Origin of the sequence: Desulfobacter postgatei 2ac9 (assembly GCF_000233695.2) — a bacterium.
Classification (GTDB): Bacteria; Desulfobacterota; Desulfobacteria; order Desulfobacterales; family Desulfobacteraceae; genus Desulfobacter; species Desulfobacter postgatei.
The window spans coordinates 1,266,465-1,283,172 of sequence record NZ_CM001488.1 but is presented as its reverse complement, the minus strand read 5'-3'; the positions used below and the strand labels follow the sequence as shown (position 1 = coordinate 1,283,172).

Sequence of the window (16,708 nt, the reverse complement as noted above, 5' to 3'; positions counted from 1 at the left end):
GGAGAGCGTGATGTTTCAAACAGAAGTGGCATCGGAAAAAGAGTTTTCAGACTGGAACGAATTGTATGCGTGGGTCGCTGATGAAGAAAAATCTACATCACGAGTTCCAATACAGGGCTTACTTAAAAATGGAGCCAAATTCCAGGAGGATAAATATTTCGGCAGTTCAGAATATAAACTTGCTTTCACTGAAGAGGGACTGAAGGCACTCTGCTACAAGCTTGGTTTTCCTTTGCTTGCCCTTGAAATGACAAAAGAAAGTGAGTTGGCCTCAAGAATACTAAATGATCTCCTCAGCCAAGATAATGCGAAAGCACAGCTGTCCAATAGTGAATTTGTGATCAATGAAAAAGGCAGCGACTCATCACATGGGAAAGTTTGTGGAATTGTTTCGAGTAGCTATGTCGGATACAGCAACAATTCATTCATGCGAGATATTGAAAATGTAATAGGTTAAAATGATTATGAAGTTTATTTGGAAAAAACATTTAAGACAATATTTGAAGATCAACTTGAATCATGGACTACCAACTGTAATGAGTGGCCTTCAAAAAGGACTTATAAAATTTTCAAAGAATGGTTTGATGTTTATTGTTCTGACATAATTTGGGATTTTGGAGATGATGAGATTAAGCATGATGAGGATTGAGAACCAATTTTTGAAAATTGAGACCCCACATTGCTTCAGTTATTTGTCGCTATTTTCCAAAGTGTCTTGGAGACAGATAATAGACATATCTGTCGCTCTGATTTTTAAGTTTTTTTGCTATTTCCCCATAAAGGGTCGTTGCCAAATCTCTCAAACCACCAGTCTTCTGGCGATAAATATCGTTCGACATCTTCTTTTGCAAAAGAATATTTGTACTGATTGCAGTATAGAATAATAGTTTTATATGCAGTGGTCAGTTTTTTTGTCATTTCATTGCATTTTTCATCATTGCCGTTGCATTTATCCGGATGCCACTGCATGATGAGTTTTCTGTAATTTGACTTAATCTCTTCCATTGACACCCGCTCTGGTAGATTCAAGAGTTCTTTAGCTTCAATAATATCTTGATATTTAATCAATTTTTCTTCCCATGTATGACCGCAAACAAGCCTTTTTCATATCCTGTGCTGACAATTTCGCTATCGGTAATTCCCGATATATCATTAAAAATGGTTTGCCGAAAACTAAAATCAGTAAAACCTGCTTCCCTCATTATTTCAAGTATCTGGTCAACCGAATAAAATGTTGCCTGTTTATAAAAAAGACTGTTTTGTTTATGCTTTAAATATGTTTGCCCAAGCGGACTGCCGCTGTCTATCATGCCAATGACAATAGTGCCTCCATCAGATAAAACCCTGTAAGATTCGGTAAACGTTTTATAAATATCATTGACAAAACATATAACCGTAACCATCAAGACAAGTTCAAAAGATGAATCTTTAAACGGAAGACATTCAGCCCTGCCCCCCCAAGACATCAACCCCTCTTTGCCGAGCTATTTTTCTCATGCTTTCAACAGGTTCAATTCCAATTTGGATTCCCAGAGGAGCGGCAAATCTTCCTGTTCCCGCACCGATTTCCAGACCGCACAGTCTTTCCGGAATAAACGACCTGACAGCCCTCAGTTCAGCTTCATAAACCTGTCTGTTCTCATCGAACCATTGATCATACTGCTTTGCATAATTCTGATACGGACTAATTTTATACATTTGCACTTCTTTTAATACGGTATAAAATACAGGTGTTTTTGTATATTATACCTTATTTTCATATCCTCACTCTGCTATGAAAGTTTGTCTGAAAGGAAAGTTTTCATTTTGTTCTTATCCAATACAATTTCCAAAGGCATCATCTCACCCTCAAACAGAACATTTGTCGAACTTCTGAAATCATATTTCCGAGCTTCTTCCGAATCTGTGGTGTATATGCTCAGATTTATCTTTTCTCCGAACATTTCTTTCATTTCTTCGGCTATACCAATAGCCTTTTTACATGACATTCAGCCGGGATTTCCGCTGTGGAAAACTGTCAGTTCAGCCATAATTCCTCCTTTTTTATAAAATACTGTTGTTAGTCTATGTGTTGATGTTAAGCCGCCGTGAACAAGTGATTATGTAGTTTTTTTTCTGTCAAAGCCCGAGTTTGTAATGTTATCGGGTTAGAAAAAATTAAAACAGGACAATTTTTCAATAGCAGCCAAGCAACCGGATGTAAATAGAAAGTTTGAATGAACCTTTTAAGGAAAACAAAACTGAGCCTTAATGGTATTATCAGTCGCCCAAGCTTATTTCAAAACAGCATTCAATAACAGAAGTATTGTGGGTAATGACCGATAAATCACAGGAAAAATCTACGGCAGTCTTCTGCCACTCGATGTTCGAGTGCCAGAAAACTGGAGGCCTTGATCATCGTTTCGGCCACTTAAGAATTTGGGGAGCATTGTTCAAATCCTGAAACCCCTGCCGTTAAAGGTGTTTTGATACGTATTCATAATTCGATAATCAAAATTGGCCCAAAGGATGATCAAGGCCAAACTGGACATTGGCGCATAGGCAACCCTCGCCTCAAACACCTCGGTTTGGGCTGCCATCTTTTCAATCTCAAATCACCGAAATAAACAAAAGATGTCAGCTTCTCCCTAAGAAACACTTAGGAGTTTATAATCCGGAGAGCAACTACGTCGGCTATCATAGGTAATATGTTGAATTTACGTGATTAAACACAATAACAAAAGTTATTCTATAAGTTGCTCAACAGTTAGCCCCATTGCCTCTGCCAACCTGATCAGGGTAATTTTTCTTGGGTTGGCGTCTATTTTTTCGATTCTGGTCAGTGCCGGTTGTTTGATTCCTGCCTTAGCAGCAAGCTCTGCCTGGGTCATGCCCAGATATTCACGCCAAGCTTTTACAAGGCTGTCCCCTCTGACGTTTGCCTTCACCACTTCATGAGGAAACCATACATCAGACTCATCCTGGACCACTCCTTCAACCAAGGACTGGTAATCTTCCCAGGGGATTACAGCAAACGCTGGTTTCCCTCCCTGTTCAATGATTTGGACATTATTGGTAAGTGCGGTTGTCACGTTTTTTTACCTCCTGTATTGCTATAATTTGGACCTGATCTTCGTCGTCAAAGAGCACTCGGTAGCGGCCCACTCTCATTCTGTAATCATATTTGTGGTTTTTTAATGGTTTAATATCAAGGCCCGTGCAATTGGGGAAATTAATCAACTGATCAATGCTTTGAAAAATTGATTCCTGATATTCCTTCGGCACTTTTTTTATTTGTTTACGGGCTTTGTTGTTCCATCGAATTGTTTTCATGAATTAATTATAACAATTTATAACATAAAATCAATATAAAAGTTATTAAGAATTATAATCTTGTGCTGAAAAAATAATATTAACAGGGAATAATCCGGAATTTTCGCTACACCAGATCCAAAAGGAGATCATGCCATGACAAAGAACAGCGAATCATTGAAATATCGCTTTGAGTTGACAGATTTAACCGGCATATTTAGGCATTCCACTGTCGGGGCTGTCATCTTCCTTCTCCTGGCAGAAGGAACAGTCCCGGTAATGCTCAGATTTTTTTTTGCACCCGCTTGTCCCTACTGCCGGGATGAAAATGTCCTGAACTGCATATTTTCCCGGGGCATGCCCAAATTTTACCCCCGGGTCAGGACCCCTGAGCATCAGGGATAAGGCCCTCTCCTTTGCAGTACCTAAAAAAAGGTCCGCCCAATCCACTTCGCCAGATCGGTTGAGAGTTCAGGAAGCTTGTCAAAATTGAAGGACCTGTAAAAAGTCAAAAATGACAAAATTTATATTAGTGATTTCAAAATGTTACTGTTAAGGAAATTGTAAAAATCGAACTTTTTACCGATTCATCAAAATTAAACGGTATCTTTTTTTTGATACTTTTAAATTTTTAAAACAGCTGAATTACATTCCATAATCTTCACCATAAAACGCTGGAAATTTTTGTTAAATTTTATCCAATTATAGTTGTGCTGTTTTTGTTCACGGATGTAGATTTTCCAGGCTTCTTTTTCTTTGGCGGATTTGAGTTTTTTCACCGGTTCAAATTTATATGGATTTTCAATTGTATAACCGCCTTTGGATGGTTCAAATTCCCCTAAAATTTTCAATCGTTCATCATTGCCCCATCGCAGGCTTTCAGGCTTTCGTCTATAAGAGCGTGCATCAAACGACAAAATATCCTCAGCTTGTCCTGTTCCGTGATATGCCAAACGGCATTGGGACAATTTGCGCAAATTGTTTTGGGAGAGCGGTCCAGGTTGGCTAAAACCGGGCTGCCTGCATGTGCTTGTGTTTCGTTGTGTTCCGGTGTTTCTATTACCTGGCTGTCCTGTGTCTCGTCCATTGTTCTGATCTCCTTTTTTGGGGTGTTCAAGGATAATGCCGTTTTGGGCAATTCGCATACCGGTTTTAGAAAAGGGGATGCTTGAATTTTTCTTTGTCTTGCCGCCGATATCAGTTAAAACAAAACCTGCCCCCCGGGGTTTGACTTCAAGGCCGATTCTGGCCAGTTCCCTGTGGAAGTCTTGCCAGGTATCAGATTTAACTGCCGCCTGGGCGATAAACTCTTTTGATTCTAAAACAAAGGTGTCAAAGGATTTTAGTCCTGTTTTGGTTTCAAAGTCTTTGGCTTTGGCGTTTTCCCGTTTTGGCTTCCGTTGAAAGAATTCTTTTACCTCATAATCCCCGGCTGATTTCTCATAAGAACCAAACCGGTCCTGAAGTTTTTTCCTGGACAAATTCTTATCAAAATCGCTTAATTTTATATGATGGCCATCTTTTTGTTTGTGGCCGATTGCAGCCAGGATACAGCCGTTCCCGCGCATTTGCACAGTTAAGCCGTAAACGGCAAGCTCTTTGTGCAGGGACTGCCAATCCCGGGCATTGTCAAAGGCGTGTTTGACATCGGATTGCCGCTGTTTGACGTAATCGCTAAATTGCTGTTCAACACCGACATCAATCTTAAGTTTATATTTTTCCTCCAGGATCCGGCAGGTTTTATCCCGTTTATAATAATCATAAAAAGGATCATGCCGGGTGTATTTTTCCTTGTGGATCATATTGTAAGCAACGTGCATGTGGGGATTGTCTGTGTTGATGTGTATTCCGCAGAGCCGTTGATGGTCTTCAAAACCTAAAGCGGCTGCAAATTCTTTTTCAATGTTTTTAAAATCTTCCAGGGAAAGTTTTTTGAAATCTTCAGGATGAAAACTTACCACCATATGATAGGTTTTTTCTTTTTTGGTCCGGGTGTTCATTCCCTGGGTGGCTTTAATTTCATCAATGGCCAGACCATAATCCTGCCCGGCATAACACCCGGCTGTCCATTTTGCATAGAGCTTTTCCCCTTCATGGCCGGCATTGATATACAACCCTAACCGCTTTATGTTGTCGTTTTGCGGTTCGCAATGGATACGTTTTGATATCATGGCATTAAACTTTGATGATGGCGCCAGGCTCTAACGCCATTAAATTGCGGCGTTGCCTGAAAATATGGAGGAAGACAGGGCTGCACCCTTACATCATATCCCGGATTTTAGAAATAACCGGCTTGAGCTGCCGCTGCCTGTCTTCAATGTCATCCAGCACCTTTCTTATCTCTGCAGGAGACACATTTTTAAACCTCTGGGCAAGATAGTATTTAAACAGCCCCCCAGCCGACCAAGGTCAGCGTTCAATTTAAGGGCGGATAAAAAAGCCTCCTGGTCAAGCCTTGATTCAATCCGCTGGCCAGTTAAAATCCTGCGCATATACTCAGAGACAGAAAAGCCCGTCTGTTTGGCGAGTTGCTTGATTTGGCTGTATTCTTTTTTCGTCACATAAGATTTGAGGGTTATTTCCCGCTTGTCTTTTTTCATTAAAAACCCCTGCGCTTTTCAATTTTGTGAGAATCGCCTGCTTTGTTGAGAACACCACCAGGAACAACGGTGTGGGCCTGTACCATTATTCCCGGTGGTGCAGCTATTTTGTTTTGTCTACTTTCCCGGCATAGGCTTGAGCTGGAATTTTTAACTTGTGTATGGCCGGATTCTTTTGGTTTATGACGGCAATATCGTCTATCTTTCTGCCCTGTTTGGTCTTTTTAATAAAAATCACCAAATCAACCGCCTCGTGGATTAAATCATCCATGGGGGTCGGCACAACTTCGGCAATGAGCTGCTGCAGCCGGATCAGCCCCCCGGCACAGGAATTGGCATGGACGGTGCACACGCCACCCGGGTGGCCGGTATTCCACGCCTTTAACAGGTCCAGGGCTTCACCGCCCCTGACTTCACCCACAACGATCCTGTCCGGACGAAGCCTCATGGTGGCTTTAAGAAGATGCTGCATACTGGTGTTCCGGTTTGTACGCAGCATCACCTTGTTTTTTGACAGGCACTGCAGTTCGCTGGTGTCCTCGATAATGACAAGCCGTTCATTGCCGGCAATATTTGCCAGTTCTGCAAGAATGGCATTGGTCAGGGTGGTTTTGCCGGAACCTGTTCCGCCCGCCACCAGGATGTTTTTTTTGTTTGCAATGGCATCGCAGATAATTTGCTGCTGATCCAAAGACATGGTGCCGGACCGCACATAATTATCCAGGGTAAATATTCTGATGGCCTTTTTGCGGATTGTGAACGTGGGATTTGCCACAACCGGAGGGAACAATCCCTCAAACCGGCTGCCGTCCAGGGGCAATTCACCTTCAACAACGGGAGAATCCTTTGTAACGACGGCCCCAAGCATGGACGCAACCTGGCTCAGTATTCCGGCGGCAGATGATGCAGGGATGGCGGACACTTCCACCATTCCCCTGTCAAAGGTATCAAGCCATAGCCTGCCGTCAGGATTGAGCATAATTTCAATCACGTTATCATCATCCAGGGCCTGGGTAACAATGGGGCCTAAATTATGCTTCAGACTGTCCAAGACCACGCTCATTTTCACTCCTTTCCAATATTTTCTCAGAGACCGAAAACCCAAAGAGGGGTTATCGTATCGATTATTGATGATTGCGGTACAAAGCCGAGATACCTGCTGTCCAATGAAAATTTTGTGTTGCCGACCACAACCAGGTGATTGGCAGGTACGATACCTGTTTTGGGTTCAAATGCTGTAATAGTCCGGCCTTTGCTGTCTGTATCCGAGGCCGGGGGCAGTTGATATGCCTGGCCTGGTAACGCAGCCACACGTTTCATTAAAGGGGTGTTTTTAACGTACCTTGAAACAAGAGGCTGTTGTGCAGCAGTGGGGTGAAAGACCACATAAGAGCCGTTGGCAACTGCCCGGGAGGTTTTTAAATATATACCTGGTGGCAGGCTGGCGGAGGCATTGATATAACAGTATTGAGATATAAAAAAACAGACCGCAAAAAAGAGAGTGCAGGGCAGCATGATTTTGCTTTTATATGTCATTCTTCTATCCCTTTTTTAGTTTGAAAAATTCATATGGCCGGGCGGTCGGATTTTAACCCGCTCCTGGAAGACAGGATCTAAAAAATAGAGTATCTGCTGACCGTATACTGTGTTGTAACCGGCAACGAAGATAAGCATATCGCCGGGGGTTTTGATTCCCCCTTTTTCGTCTTTGACCGGGCCTTTCAGCCGCATGCATTCATCCGGTGTGAGCAGCGGCCTTGCGACTTCGCTGACAGACACAGAGGCATTGCCCATGCCGCCTAACCGCTTGCCGGAGACACTGGTTTTTTTGTCCACCACGGTGGTTTTCCCGGTCATATCCGATAGTAGTTTTGCGGTTTCTATTTTATTGGGTGCATATGCAATCCTGACATGGCAGTTTGATGTAATTGATTCGTCCCTGGTGTATTCTTTTTGCAGCTGGGATAAATCCTGGACAATGATATAAGCCTTCACACCGTAACCGGCCATAAAGGCCAGGGCTTTTTCCATGATTTCCAGCTTGCCCAGGCTGGTAAATTCGTCCAGCATGAGCAATAGCCTGTGTTTATAACCAACCACGGCCTGTCCGTTTTCAAACTCCATTTTCTGGGTGAATTTTCTTAACGCCAGATTGAAAAACACACGCAGCAGGGGCCTTAACCGGTCCAGGTTGGCAGGGGATACAACCAGGTATAAATCAACAGGGGTTTGGGAGTTCATGATATCTGAAATGAAAAAATCAGACTCCGAGGTGTTCTTTGCGACAATGGGATCACGGTACAAAGACAGGTTTGTAATGGCGGTTGATACCACCCCGGATAACTCACGGTCGGCTTTGATCACAGCTTCACCGGCATAACTGTCAATGGTGGATTGTATGTTGTCTGCCAGATCCGTATCCATATCCGGATACCGGTTCTTCAGGATCTGTGCGTGTTCCTTGTCTATCATGGCATAGAGCAGGTTTTTGACATCCCCCTCATTGTCGCTTTTTGTGATTTCGGCCACAACATCGGCAAGGGTGGCATCCTGCTTTGATACAATGACATGCAGAATCAACCCGGTCAGCAAGGCATATCCGGCCTGGGTGAAATAATCCTTCATGCCCTTGCCGTCCGGGTCACAGATCATCTGTGCAATATTCTGGGCATCGGCAATGGCATGATTGGTATTAATCCGCACTTCTGCCAAAGGATTCCATTTAGCAAAGGAAAAGGTTTCATCGGCAGGATCAAACTTAAGAATGTTATGATGTAATTCCTTGGCCCTGTATCCTGATGTCAACGCGTAATTTTCACCCTTAATGTCCAGGGTGATGCTTGAGCCCGGCCAGGCAAGCAACGAGGGGATAACCAGGCCCACACCTTTACCGGACCGGGTGGGCGCAAATGCTAAAATATGTTCCGGGCCGTTATGGATCAGGTACTTGGTGCCCCGGGCCAATGGAAAGCCGCCCACATATACGCCTTCCCTGGCATCAAGTCCCATGGCGGGCAACTCTTTTTTCTTTGCCCAGGCAGCCGTGCCGTGCAGATTTAGATTGCCTTTAGGCTTTTTCCTGAGAATCAGGAAAAAGCCGAAGACAGTGCTGAGGACAAAAGCCCCGAAGATCAAGTCAACCTGATTACCCACCGGGGTGTCTGTGATGTATTTATTCCATTCAAACACCTTCCAGGGCAGGTAACAGGTATCAAACACCGGCCTGCCCAGGTCAGGATGGTATCTTAACGCCCTGGCTACGGTTTGGGTGGCGTAACCCATGAAGGCAAAGGCCCACAGCAAAAAACAAACCGGGAAGAGCAGGGGATACCAGCTTTTTTTTACCCTGGCCTGCTTAAGGCCGTATTCCTGTTTTTTCATCGTTCAAGCCCTATGCCTTTGTTTTTGGAAAGATATTGGATCTGGGATTTCAACTGGCTTTGAACCCGGCTCTTACCCATTTTGCATTTGGCCAGGTCATTGAAATCCGTGTACCCAAGTTTTTTTGATTCATCCGTAAATTGGGGGATAATGACTTTAGCACCAACAGCTTTGGCCGCTTGTTGGGCTTTTTCCACTCCCACATTATTTTCTTTGGCGTGGTCATTATCCGCACAAATGAACAGCTCAGCGGAAGGCATCAATTCCCGGATCTGTCTGGCCACATTTTCAAGGTTGTTTGCATCAAAACAGACCACTGCCGGAAGGTGGCTCACATCATTCAGAGTTTTTCCCGTTGCAAACCCTTCAACCAGCAGTATGGGTTTTTGTTCGTCGAGTTCGCCTATGGTATAAGCGTTCCCGGATTTTTTACCGCCGGTCAGAAACTGCTTTTGCCCATCCTCGCTTATGAACTGCAGGGATTCTATTTTGTTGGTTTTAAGATTCTTGGCAGGGATAATCAGCCGGTTGTTACTGTCTACCCGGTATTCTTTGTCGCCATTGATCTTTTTATCCCTAAGATACGGGTGATCCGTGGTTTTTTCGGCATTGATGTAAATGCCGAACGCTTTTTTGGCTGCTGCAGCGTGCTCCTCGTCCTGCTCGGCTGCCCGGGCTTGTCTATTTCCGGATGTAACAACAATTTTGCCGATTTCTCCTTCATATTTAAAATTGGCTTTTTCCCCGGTTTTATGGTTCTGAATGAACCCCGCAGGCCTGCCGTCAGGATAAATCGTATATGCACCGGATTTTTTGCCGCCCTTATCTCCTTCAACCGCTACACGGTGCAGCTTGCCGTCCGCCTGGGGGCTGTCAATTTTCAGGCCGAGCCTGGCTGCCTGATCCCGGAATTGAGCAAATACTTCATTCATATCAAGGCGGTTCTCCCGGGCAGGTTCGAGCCATTTCTGAAATAGCTTTTGGTCAGCCCCAGGTTCGACAAACCAGGATTTTTCCTGCTTATCCCATTTTGCGCCAAGGGCCTTGGCTTCATCTTTTTCTTTAAACGGCACATTGATATATAATTTTTCAGGCTCTTTTTCCCCTTTGCGCATAGATTCACTTAAAGGGGCCGACTCCCGGGGGGTGGGATAGCGTTCAGTTTCCAGTTCCTGCCCTGTCTCGACTTCAGATGGTGTGCTGTATACCTGCATGCCCTTTGCATCCCGAACTGTAAAAACCGTATTTTCAGGCAGGTCATTAAACAGTTCGTTGTTTGCCCTATCGATACTTATAACGGCCAGGTGATACGCAAACGCTGTGGATTTGGCCTCATCCAGGCTTTTGAAATTCTTCTCCTTTACAAAATCAGGTGTGTTGTCAATTTCTTTGCCATTTTCGACTGTATGGGCCTTGATTTCATATGACGGGGCGGCTGGTGATAATTTCCGGTCCAGATCAAGACCCATAAGGTATTCAGCGATTTTTTCCGCATCCTTCATTGCAAACCCAAGCTCTTTTACCCGGTCTTCCGGCTTGATTGCCTTGAGCCAGGATGAAACATAAGCTTTATTGCTCTCTTTGGATTCGGCAGAATAGCCAATACCGGTTTGGGAACACACCAGCCAGCTTGATATTTCCGCCCTTAATTCCTCCTTGGCCCTGGAATCCTTATCCGCATAGTCAACATTTCTGTCCATCATGGATTTATGGGCCGTGGCATGGGACAATTCATGGAATATGGTGGAATAGTATTTTGACGTATCATCAAACTGTGACTTGTCAGGGGTTTCAATGGTATGGGTTAAAAAATTATAAAATGCCTTATCAAGCTGACTTCCGGTGATTTCCACATTTGCAGATGCAATTATCTTTTCTGCTTTATCTTCCGGTCTCCAGGCAGGCTCCGGATGCATGTACGGTTCTATGCCTTCAACCTGGGTGGCATTAAAAACAGAAAAGGTTTTGAAAACAGGCTTGTTTACCTTGGTCATTTTTTCCTGACCGGTTTCATCCAGGACAGGCTTTCCTTTATCATCAAGCTCTTTTTCCAATCTGGCAGGCGAATAAAAAAATCCGGTGGCGGCTTTTTGCCCTTTTTTGACAAAACAATTCATCTCTTTAGCCTGGTTGAAGGTCATCCACCTGGGGTCATTGAAACCGCTCATTGCCAGGTTAATCAGGTTTACACCTTTATAATTCTGATCCGTGGTTAAGTTTTTAGGCAGTTCCAGCAACTGGCCTTCTTTCCACGGTTTCTGCCAGGGCGCATCGCCTTTTTCAATGGCCTCTAAAACCCTTTTTGAAAACTCATTGAGCTGATCCTGATATCTGCTCATAATTCACCCCCCTCACTCTCCAACTGAGATTTTTGCATTCTGGCCAATTCTTCTGCAGAAATTTTGATAAGGCCCAAGGATTCTTCGGCATATTCGGCAACATCGCCCGGGATATCGTCAGAATCAAAATCAAGGATATCCAGTTGTCTTTTCAGCCAGGCGATGTACTCATCAACAGTCATGTTGCGTTTCATTGCAAAATACTCAAAATCCATTTTTATTCTCCTTTGTTATTGAACCGGGGTTTGCCGTTATCGTCAAAATAACGTTCTTTGCATTCAGGGAAGCCGGAGCATCCCCACCAATAATTCTTTTTCCCTCCTTTGGCTTTTTTCTCTGATTCCCGTTTAACAAGGGGTTTGCCGCAGGCCCGGCACTTGTGTTCTGACAATTCTATTTTCTTCTTTGGCGTTAAATCGGGCTTGCCGTTTTTATCATTGAGGAATACGGGCGTTGCATGCCCATCCTGGTTGAAACATCCCCAGTACCACGAGCCTTTTGGGTTTTTTTGCCTGCATAAAGGCCGGCCGCATTCCGGGCAAAGATGGGTTCCCGGCAAAGGGGCTAATTGAAGGGCAAATATTGCTTTGACAAGTTCGGGAACCTGGATGCTTTGATCTGTCATAAACCCGGACAGGCTTTCTTTACCGTCAGCAATGGCTGATAATCTGGATTCCCATTTTGCCGTTGTCACAGGATCTGTGAGTACTTCAGGGGCCATTTTGACCAGCTGCCGGCCAAGATCAGTGGAAATGATGTTCTTTTTCTGCAGTTCAAGCAGGTGCCGGGCTTTTAATGTTTCAATGATGCCGGCCCGAGTCGCTTCTGTTCCGATGCCTTCATTTTCTTTTAATGTCTTTTTGGCTTCGGCATCTTCAATGAACCGGTGAATATTTGCCATGGCCTCAATCAGGGTGCCTTCGGTAAACCTTGCAGGCGGTTTTGTTTTTTGGGATTTGATATCAACCTGGGCTGCGGTTATACCGTCGTTCTGGTGTACCCCGGGCAAAACCTGGTCTTCGGCGTCTTCATCCTCTTGTTCCCTGATGAAAGCGGTCCAGCCGGGATTCAATATCGTTCTGCCCGTTGATTTCCAGACCGTATTATTTATGCCGGTCAGAATTTTCTGCGCTTCAAACTCCATGGCCGCATAAAACTGGATGCAAAAGCTTTGGGCAATCATGCGGTACAGGGCAGATTCATCATCAGACAGGTTCGAAGGCGTTTCACCTGTGGGAATAATGGCATGGTGGGCAGTTACTTTTTTTGTGTCGTATGCCGCGCTTTTGATAGAGCAATCCGTGTTCCCGGCAATTTGCTCAAGCCCTGAAACGTTTGTTAAAACTGCAAACACACGGCCGGCTTCGTCAAATTGTTCTTCCGGCAGATACCGGCAGTCAGAACGCGGATAGGTGGTCAGCTTTTTTTCATAAAGGGCCTGGGCCACATCAAGCACTTGTTTTGCTCCCATGCCGAGCTTTGCCGATGCAGCTTTTTGTAAAGAGGAGAGGCAATGGGGTAACGGCGGATTCTTTTTTTTCTTTTCTGTAACAGCCTCTATAATCTTGCCGGCCTGGCCGCTTACCTCTTTTTTGATCCGAAAGGCTTCATCAGGGTTGATTAAGCGGCCCTGGTCATCCAGCCCTTTTTGTGTGTCAAGCGGCTGAAACGTGCCGGTAAACGTACCTGCTTCATGAAGGATTTCAACATGAAGGGTGAAATACGGGTGGGGTTTGAAGTTTTCAATGGCAAGATCCCGGTTGACCACCAGGGCAAGGGTCGGGGTCTGGACCCGGCCAAGGGATAACACGCCCTGGTTGCCGGCATCACGGCCTACAAGGGTCATGGCCCGGGTGCAGTTCATGCCCACCAGCCAGTCTGCCTGGGATCTGGCCCGGGCCGCATCACGCAGGCCGGTATAATCATTGTTGTCTGTCATGGACGACAGGGCTTTTTTGACTGATTTGTCATCCAGGGCCGCAAGCCAGATACGTTGGCAAGAACCGGCATAATCGTGGTATTCCAGCACCTCGTCAACAAGCAGCTGTCCTTCTCTGTCCGGATCCCCTGCGTTAACTACGCATTCAGCATCCTGGAGAAGCTTGCCTATGATTTTCATTTGTGCGGCAGCATCTTTTCTGACCGAGGCATTAAAGGCGTTTGGTAAAATGGGCAGGTCTTCTTTTTTCCAGGCTTTATATTTTTCATCATATGCTTCGGGCTGATCCATTTCCAACAGATGGCCAAAGCACCAGGTCACGATATCCGGACCGCATTCTATGTAACCGTTTCTTTTTTCGGCTTCCCCCAGGCCTGCGGCAATGGCCCGGCCAAGGGATGGTTTTTCTGCTATGAAAAGTCTCATGGTTTCTTTCTCCTTTCAGATTACTTTGTTCTTTGTGGATTTTTATTTTTTCAGCATCTGTCTGCCCTTCAAGAAACCCGGCATGCCAGCTTAAGACCTCTGTGTTTTCCGGTTCGGCTTCCTGCTTCCGGAGTCCTGCCTCATAGCCCTCTTGCCAGGATTTTTTATCAACTTTCATAATTTGCCTTCATACGGTTCGCTGAACTCTAAATCTTTAACTGCTATGATGTTCAGGCGATAACCGGGCCGGATGGTTAACGTGGGGGACATGTTCATGTGTTTTTCAAGCAGCCCCATGGTTGTTCGCCCCATCTGGTCGGCAAAGGCCGTTCCCATGGACTCATTAAGCGTTGTTGTTTCATCACTGTTATCGCTGTCCAGGGTGTTCATGGCATAAGCGGTACCGCCGGTGACAAGGCTCATGAGCAGGGCATGGCCGTAAATCCTGAAATAGTGATTATTCACCTTGTCTTTCAGGCCGGCGTAACCCAGCTGGTCCCCGCCGGGCATATCCTTCAAGGTCATGGCCCGGCCATCCGGGAATATTAACCGCTGCCAGACGACAAACACCCTTTCCTGGCCCATGATGATATTGTTCTGATATTGGCCAAAGACTTTGGTGCCCTGGGGGATAAGCAGGTTATAACCGGTTGTGGTATCCCATACATTTTGACTCACCTGGCCGCTGATATAGCCAGGCAGGGTGGAATCAATCCCGGTGATCAGCAGCACCGGGATAATGGACCCGGTTTTAATGGATAAGGCATTGGTATCCTGATCCATGGAATAACCGTTATCCCACATTGAATCATCATTGCTTCCGGTTTGATTTGCAGATATTGATGCTGGGGAGTGTGACCCGGCTCCCCCAGGGCCAAGACTTGCTTTGGCGTTTGCAAGTTCACTGTTTAAGGCTGACAATCTTGCTGAAGATCCGTATTGCTGGCTGGTTTGGTCAAAAACACCGGCAGAGGTGCTGATATCCATTGAGGCATTTTTTTTGTAAGCAACCGGGTTGGACTCCAACGCCTGGCGTTGTTTTTCGAACCGGTACTGCAGTACAGTGACAAGCTCTTTTTGCCGCTGCTTATCCAGGGCTGCTTTTACAGGGTCCTGGGGAGGGGCGTTAGCGCGTACAACCTCAATAGGTTCAAGCACCTTTTGATCCCCCTTTTTGCCCGGGGCGTTCATATCGGTTTCAGAGGCAAGGCCCTTGCGTTCCTTCGGGGCTTTGGGCAGGTTAAGCCCTTCTTCGTCGGTTGATACGGATGACTGCCGGGGTTCTATCAACAGGGTCTCCTGGTCCTGGCCACTGTGGTTCTTATTTCTTTTGCCTTGATCAAAGATTGAAAAAAGCAGCAGCAATACAATGATGGCAATGAACAGAAACAGCAGCAATATAGGCTTTTTACTCAATACGGTTGTCATTACGCCCGGCCTTTGCAGCCCTCGCGGTGCGCTCATTTTTTAACCTCAATTTGGGTATAGGTGTCAGCCAGGTCATAGCCGGGCAGGCGGAACATCCGGCTGAAACCGAATCCGTCATTGCTTTTAAGATGAAAGTATCCGGTGCCGGGGGGGTCTGATAACACGTCAATGACATAGCTTATCCTGACAGCGGTTTGGGCCTGGCTGATGGTATAACCGGCCCGCCGGGCCTGTTTTTCAATCAGCTGGTCAAAGGTTGTATTGCCGCTTTTAAGAAGCCTTATCGTGGTTTTTGCCGGCGGATATTGCAGGGTCAGGCGGCTGATGATTTCATCACAAAGCTGTAACGGCGGCTCAGAACCAATTCTTACCCATGATCCTTTAGGGGAAAGGTGGGTGCAGGAAAAAAGGTTTAACGCCATAAAAAAAAGAAGGATCAGTCTGGTCAGCTTTTTCATTATTTCGCCTCCAGCCTGCTCAGGGTTAATTCTTCCTTATCCTTGCCCACACCCAGGATTAAATAGGCTTCGTCAAAGATCCGGTCCACAATGAAGCAGTTGTCTTTTACCCGGTAGTTTACAAGGCCCTTACCCGCAGTGGTTTTAACCATGAACATGGGCATTTCCTGCATTTTGGGCAGCTTGATATATGTTTTTATGCCGTTGTCAAAAACCTGTAAGGGCTTCCAGCCGGCATCCCCGGATATTTCATAATCAAAGTTCAGCCTGGCCATATCAAAACCTTCAGGGGTGGTTCTTTTCTCTTTTTCTTTAATCTCTTTTTCCCGGGCCGCCCGGGTGGTTGCGATATGATCTTCGGGGTAAATAAATCCTGTGTACAGCATGTGTTTGCTGCGGTCGGACTTGAGATTGATATGATAAACCCGCCTGTCAGTGGTGATCACGGCGGTGGTGGTGAGCCCGGAATCCAGGGCTTTAAAAACAACGTGACTGATGCTGATATCGCCGCTGCCGGAGAAAACGATTTCTGCGAACCATCGTGCGTTATCGCCCAGGACCATGGAATTAATCACCTCTCCGGGCTGCAGTTCCAGGTCAGCCACTTTATACGGGGTAACAATGATGGTGGGAGTTGAATGGCCGTAAACAAAACAGGTCATGCCGTTTCTGGCTGTGATCGGGTCCATGGTGTTTTTTTGCCATCTTGACTGCAGGGCTAAAGATTTCTTTTCTTTGCTGTCCAATTGGGCTGATACAGGGCTTACGAAATCCGCAGCCCGGCATGTTGCCAGGCCTGCAAAGGATACTGCCATTGCGATTATTAGAAGTTTTTTCATGGTTTAA

20 protein-coding genes are annotated in these 16,708 nt (G+C 45.5%); 3 read left to right on the top strand and 17 right to left on the bottom strand.

All coding sequences use genetic code 11. The features are described from left to right. Window positions 1-10: 10 nt before the first annotated feature. Together DESPODRAFT_RS05920 and DESPODRAFT_RS19905 are read left to right on the top strand one after the other, a co-directional pair. Window positions 11-457: a hypothetical protein gene (locus DESPODRAFT_RS05920; protein ID WP_004072146.1), complete on the top strand. Its 447-nt coding sequence runs from the start codon at window positions 11-13 to the stop codon at window positions 455-457. Window positions 458-475: 18 nt separating this feature from the next. Beyond that, on the top strand, window positions 476-649 hold the full coding sequence (locus tag DESPODRAFT_RS19905; protein WP_157488423.1) for a hypothetical protein: 174 nt from the start codon (window positions 476-478) through the stop codon (window positions 647-649). Between the two features lie 104 nt (window positions 650-753). On the opposite strand, the gene DESPODRAFT_RS05915 is transcribed toward DESPODRAFT_RS19905, so the two are convergent. From DESPODRAFT_RS05915 to DESPODRAFT_RS05895, 6 genes are all read right to left on the bottom strand, one after another. After that, entirely contained in the window at window positions 754-1,068 is a 315-nt protein-coding gene (locus tag DESPODRAFT_RS05915; RefSeq protein WP_004072144.1) for a J domain-containing protein, read from the bottom strand. Then, window positions 1,065-1,466 (bottom strand): class I SAM-dependent methyltransferase, encoded by a 402-nt coding sequence (locus tag DESPODRAFT_RS20555; protein WP_216594040.1) that lies wholly within the window; start codon window positions 1,464-1,466, stop codon window positions 1,065-1,067. The genes DESPODRAFT_RS05915 and DESPODRAFT_RS20555 overlap by 4 nt, the downstream gene beginning before the upstream one ends. Continuing rightward, a complete protein-coding gene (locus tag DESPODRAFT_RS20550) occupies window positions 1,444-1,698 on the bottom strand; it encodes a class I SAM-dependent methyltransferase (RefSeq protein ID WP_216594039.1) in 255 nt (84 codons plus the stop codon). Before DESPODRAFT_RS20550 ends, DESPODRAFT_RS20555 begins: the two co-directional genes overlap by 23 nt. Window positions 1,699-1,772: 74 nt before the next feature. After that, window positions 1,773-2,030 carry an HSGNPxU motif (seleno)protein TsoX gene (tsoX, locus tag DESPODRAFT_RS05905; protein ID WP_337661141.1) on the bottom strand — a complete coding sequence of 86 codons (258 nt, stop codon included), beginning with the start codon at window positions 2,028-2,030 and terminating at the stop codon, window positions 1,773-1,775. Between the two features lie 693 nt (window positions 2,031-2,723). Further along, window positions 2,724-3,071, bottom strand: a complete 348-nt coding sequence (locus DESPODRAFT_RS05900) for a helix-turn-helix domain-containing protein (protein ID WP_004072138.1) — start codon at window positions 3,069-3,071, stop codon at window positions 2,724-2,726. Next, window positions 3,049-3,312, bottom strand: a complete 264-nt coding sequence (locus DESPODRAFT_RS05895) for a type II toxin-antitoxin system RelE family toxin (RefSeq protein ID WP_004072136.1) — start codon at window positions 3,310-3,312, stop codon at window positions 3,049-3,051. The genes DESPODRAFT_RS05900 and DESPODRAFT_RS05895 overlap by 23 nt, the downstream gene beginning before the upstream one ends. A gap of 135 nt (window positions 3,313-3,447) precedes the next feature. Between DESPODRAFT_RS05895 and DESPODRAFT_RS05890 the strand changes: the two genes are divergently transcribed. Beyond that, a complete protein-coding gene (locus DESPODRAFT_RS05890; RefSeq protein WP_004072134.1) occupies window positions 3,448-3,696 on the top strand; it encodes a hypothetical protein in 249 nt (82 codons plus the stop codon). Between the two features lie 218 nt (window positions 3,697-3,914). Here DESPODRAFT_RS05890 and DESPODRAFT_RS18550 read toward each other — a convergent pair whose 3' ends face one another. The 11 genes from DESPODRAFT_RS18550 to trbG all read right to left on the bottom strand — a co-directional run bounded on the left by DESPODRAFT_RS18550 (window position 3,915) and on the right by trbG (window position 16,701). Further along, on the bottom strand, window positions 3,915-5,462 hold the full coding sequence (locus DESPODRAFT_RS18550; RefSeq protein ID WP_004072132.1) for a relaxase/mobilization nuclease domain-containing protein: 1,548 nt from the start codon (window positions 5,460-5,462) through the stop codon (window positions 3,915-3,917). A 165-nt stretch (window positions 5,463-5,627) separates the two neighbouring features. Beyond that, complete coding sequence (locus DESPODRAFT_RS18545; protein WP_004072130.1) at window positions 5,628-5,891, bottom strand: plasmid mobilization protein; 264 nt, start codon at window positions 5,889-5,891, stop codon at window positions 5,628-5,630. Between the two features lie 103 nt (window positions 5,892-5,994). After that, window positions 5,995-6,954, bottom strand: a complete 960-nt coding sequence (trbB, locus tag DESPODRAFT_RS05875; RefSeq protein ID WP_004072128.1) for a P-type conjugative transfer ATPase TrbB — start codon at window positions 6,952-6,954, stop codon at window positions 5,995-5,997. A gap of 23 nt (window positions 6,955-6,977) precedes the next feature. Then, window positions 6,978-7,427, bottom strand: a complete 450-nt coding sequence (locus DESPODRAFT_RS05870) for a S26 family signal peptidase (RefSeq protein WP_004072127.1) — start codon at window positions 7,425-7,427, stop codon at window positions 6,978-6,980. Window positions 7,428-7,442: 15 nt separating this feature from the next. Then, window positions 7,443-9,272: a type IV secretory system conjugative DNA transfer family protein gene (locus DESPODRAFT_RS05865; RefSeq protein ID WP_004072125.1), complete on the bottom strand. Its 1,830-nt coding sequence runs from the start codon at window positions 9,270-9,272 to the stop codon at window positions 7,443-7,445. Next, entirely contained in the window at window positions 9,269-11,611 is a 2,343-nt protein-coding gene (locus DESPODRAFT_RS05860) for an ArdC-like ssDNA-binding domain-containing protein (protein ID WP_004072123.1), read from the bottom strand. Before DESPODRAFT_RS05860 ends, DESPODRAFT_RS05865 begins: the two co-directional genes overlap by 4 nt. After that, window positions 11,608-11,826, bottom strand: a complete 219-nt coding sequence (locus tag DESPODRAFT_RS05855) for a hypothetical protein (protein WP_004072121.1) — start codon at window positions 11,824-11,826, stop codon at window positions 11,608-11,610. Before DESPODRAFT_RS05855 ends, DESPODRAFT_RS05860 begins: the two co-directional genes overlap by 4 nt. Before the next feature lie 2 nt (window positions 11,827-11,828). Then, a complete protein-coding gene (locus tag DESPODRAFT_RS05850) occupies window positions 11,829-13,976 on the bottom strand; it encodes a DNA topoisomerase III (RefSeq protein ID WP_004072118.1) in 2,148 nt (715 codons plus the stop codon). 174 nt (window positions 13,977-14,150) lie between these two features. Next, the gene (locus DESPODRAFT_RS05845) at window positions 14,151-15,440 is read right to left on the bottom strand and encodes a TrbI/VirB10 family protein (protein ID WP_004072116.1); all 1,290 of its coding nucleotides are present in this window, start codon (window positions 15,438-15,440) and stop codon (window positions 14,151-14,153) included. Continuing rightward, entirely contained in the window at window positions 15,437-15,862 is a 426-nt protein-coding gene (locus DESPODRAFT_RS05840) for a conjugal transfer lipoprotein TrbH (RefSeq protein ID WP_004072114.1), read from the bottom strand. Before DESPODRAFT_RS05840 ends, DESPODRAFT_RS05845 begins: the two co-directional genes overlap by 4 nt. Further along, on the bottom strand, window positions 15,862-16,701 hold the full coding sequence (gene trbG, locus DESPODRAFT_RS05835; RefSeq protein ID WP_004072112.1) for a P-type conjugative transfer protein TrbG: 840 nt from the start codon (window positions 16,699-16,701) through the stop codon (window positions 15,862-15,864). The genes DESPODRAFT_RS05840 and trbG overlap by 1 nt, the downstream gene beginning before the upstream one ends. Window positions 16,702-16,708 lie beyond the last annotated feature (7 nt).

Bases quoted from the DNA above. Each gene is read 5' to 3' on its own strand.
- DESPODRAFT_RS05920 (WP_004072146.1), top strand. From the start codon at position 11: ATGTTTCAAACAGAAGTGGCATCGGAAAAAGAGTTTTCAGACTGGAAC.
- DESPODRAFT_RS20555 (WP_216594040.1), bottom strand. From the start codon at position 1,466: ATGTCTTGGGGGGGCAGGGCTGAATGTCTTCCGTTTAAAGATTCATCT.
- DESPODRAFT_RS20550 (WP_216594039.1), bottom strand. From the start codon at position 1,698: ATGTATAAAATTAGTCCGTATCAGAATTATGCAAAGCAGTATGATCAA.
- DESPODRAFT_RS05895 (WP_004072136.1), bottom strand. From the start codon at position 3,312: ATGAAAACAATTCGATGGAACAACAAAGCCCGTAAACAAATAAAAAAA.
- DESPODRAFT_RS05890 (WP_004072134.1), top strand. From the start codon at position 3,448: ATGACAAAGAACAGCGAATCATTGAAATATCGCTTTGAGTTGACAGAT.
- DESPODRAFT_RS18550 (WP_004072132.1), bottom strand. From the start codon at position 5,462: ATGATATCAAAACGTATCCATTGCGAACCGCAAAACGACAACATAAAG.
- DESPODRAFT_RS18545 (WP_004072130.1), bottom strand. From the start codon at position 5,891: ATGAAAAAAGACAAGCGGGAAATAACCCTCAAATCTTATGTGACGAAA.
- trbB (WP_004072128.1), bottom strand. From the start codon at position 6,954: ATGAGCGTGGTCTTGGACAGTCTGAAGCATAATTTAGGCCCCATTGTT.
- DESPODRAFT_RS05870 (WP_004072127.1), bottom strand. From the start codon at position 7,427: ATGACATATAAAAGCAAAATCATGCTGCCCTGCACTCTCTTTTTTGCG.
- DESPODRAFT_RS05865 (WP_004072125.1), bottom strand. From the start codon at position 9,272: ATGAAAAAACAGGAATACGGCCTTAAGCAGGCCAGGGTAAAAAAAAGC.
- DESPODRAFT_RS05860 (WP_004072123.1), bottom strand. From the start codon at position 11,611: ATGAGCAGATATCAGGATCAGCTCAATGAGTTTTCAAAAAGGGTTTTA.
- DESPODRAFT_RS05855 (WP_004072121.1), bottom strand. From the start codon at position 11,826: ATGGATTTTGAGTATTTTGCAATGAAACGCAACATGACTGTTGATGAG.
- DESPODRAFT_RS05850 (WP_004072118.1), bottom strand. From the start codon at position 13,976: ATGAGACTTTTCATAGCAGAAAAACCATCCCTTGGCCGGGCCATTGCC.
- DESPODRAFT_RS05845 (WP_004072116.1), bottom strand. From the start codon at position 15,440: ATGAGCGCACCGCGAGGGCTGCAAAGGCCGGGCGTAATGACAACCGTA.
- DESPODRAFT_RS05840 (WP_004072114.1), bottom strand. From the start codon at position 15,862: ATGAAAAAGCTGACCAGACTGATCCTTCTTTTTTTTATGGCGTTAAAC.
- trbG (WP_004072112.1), bottom strand. From the start codon at position 16,701: ATGAAAAAACTTCTAATAATCGCAATGGCAGTATCCTTTGCAGGCCTG.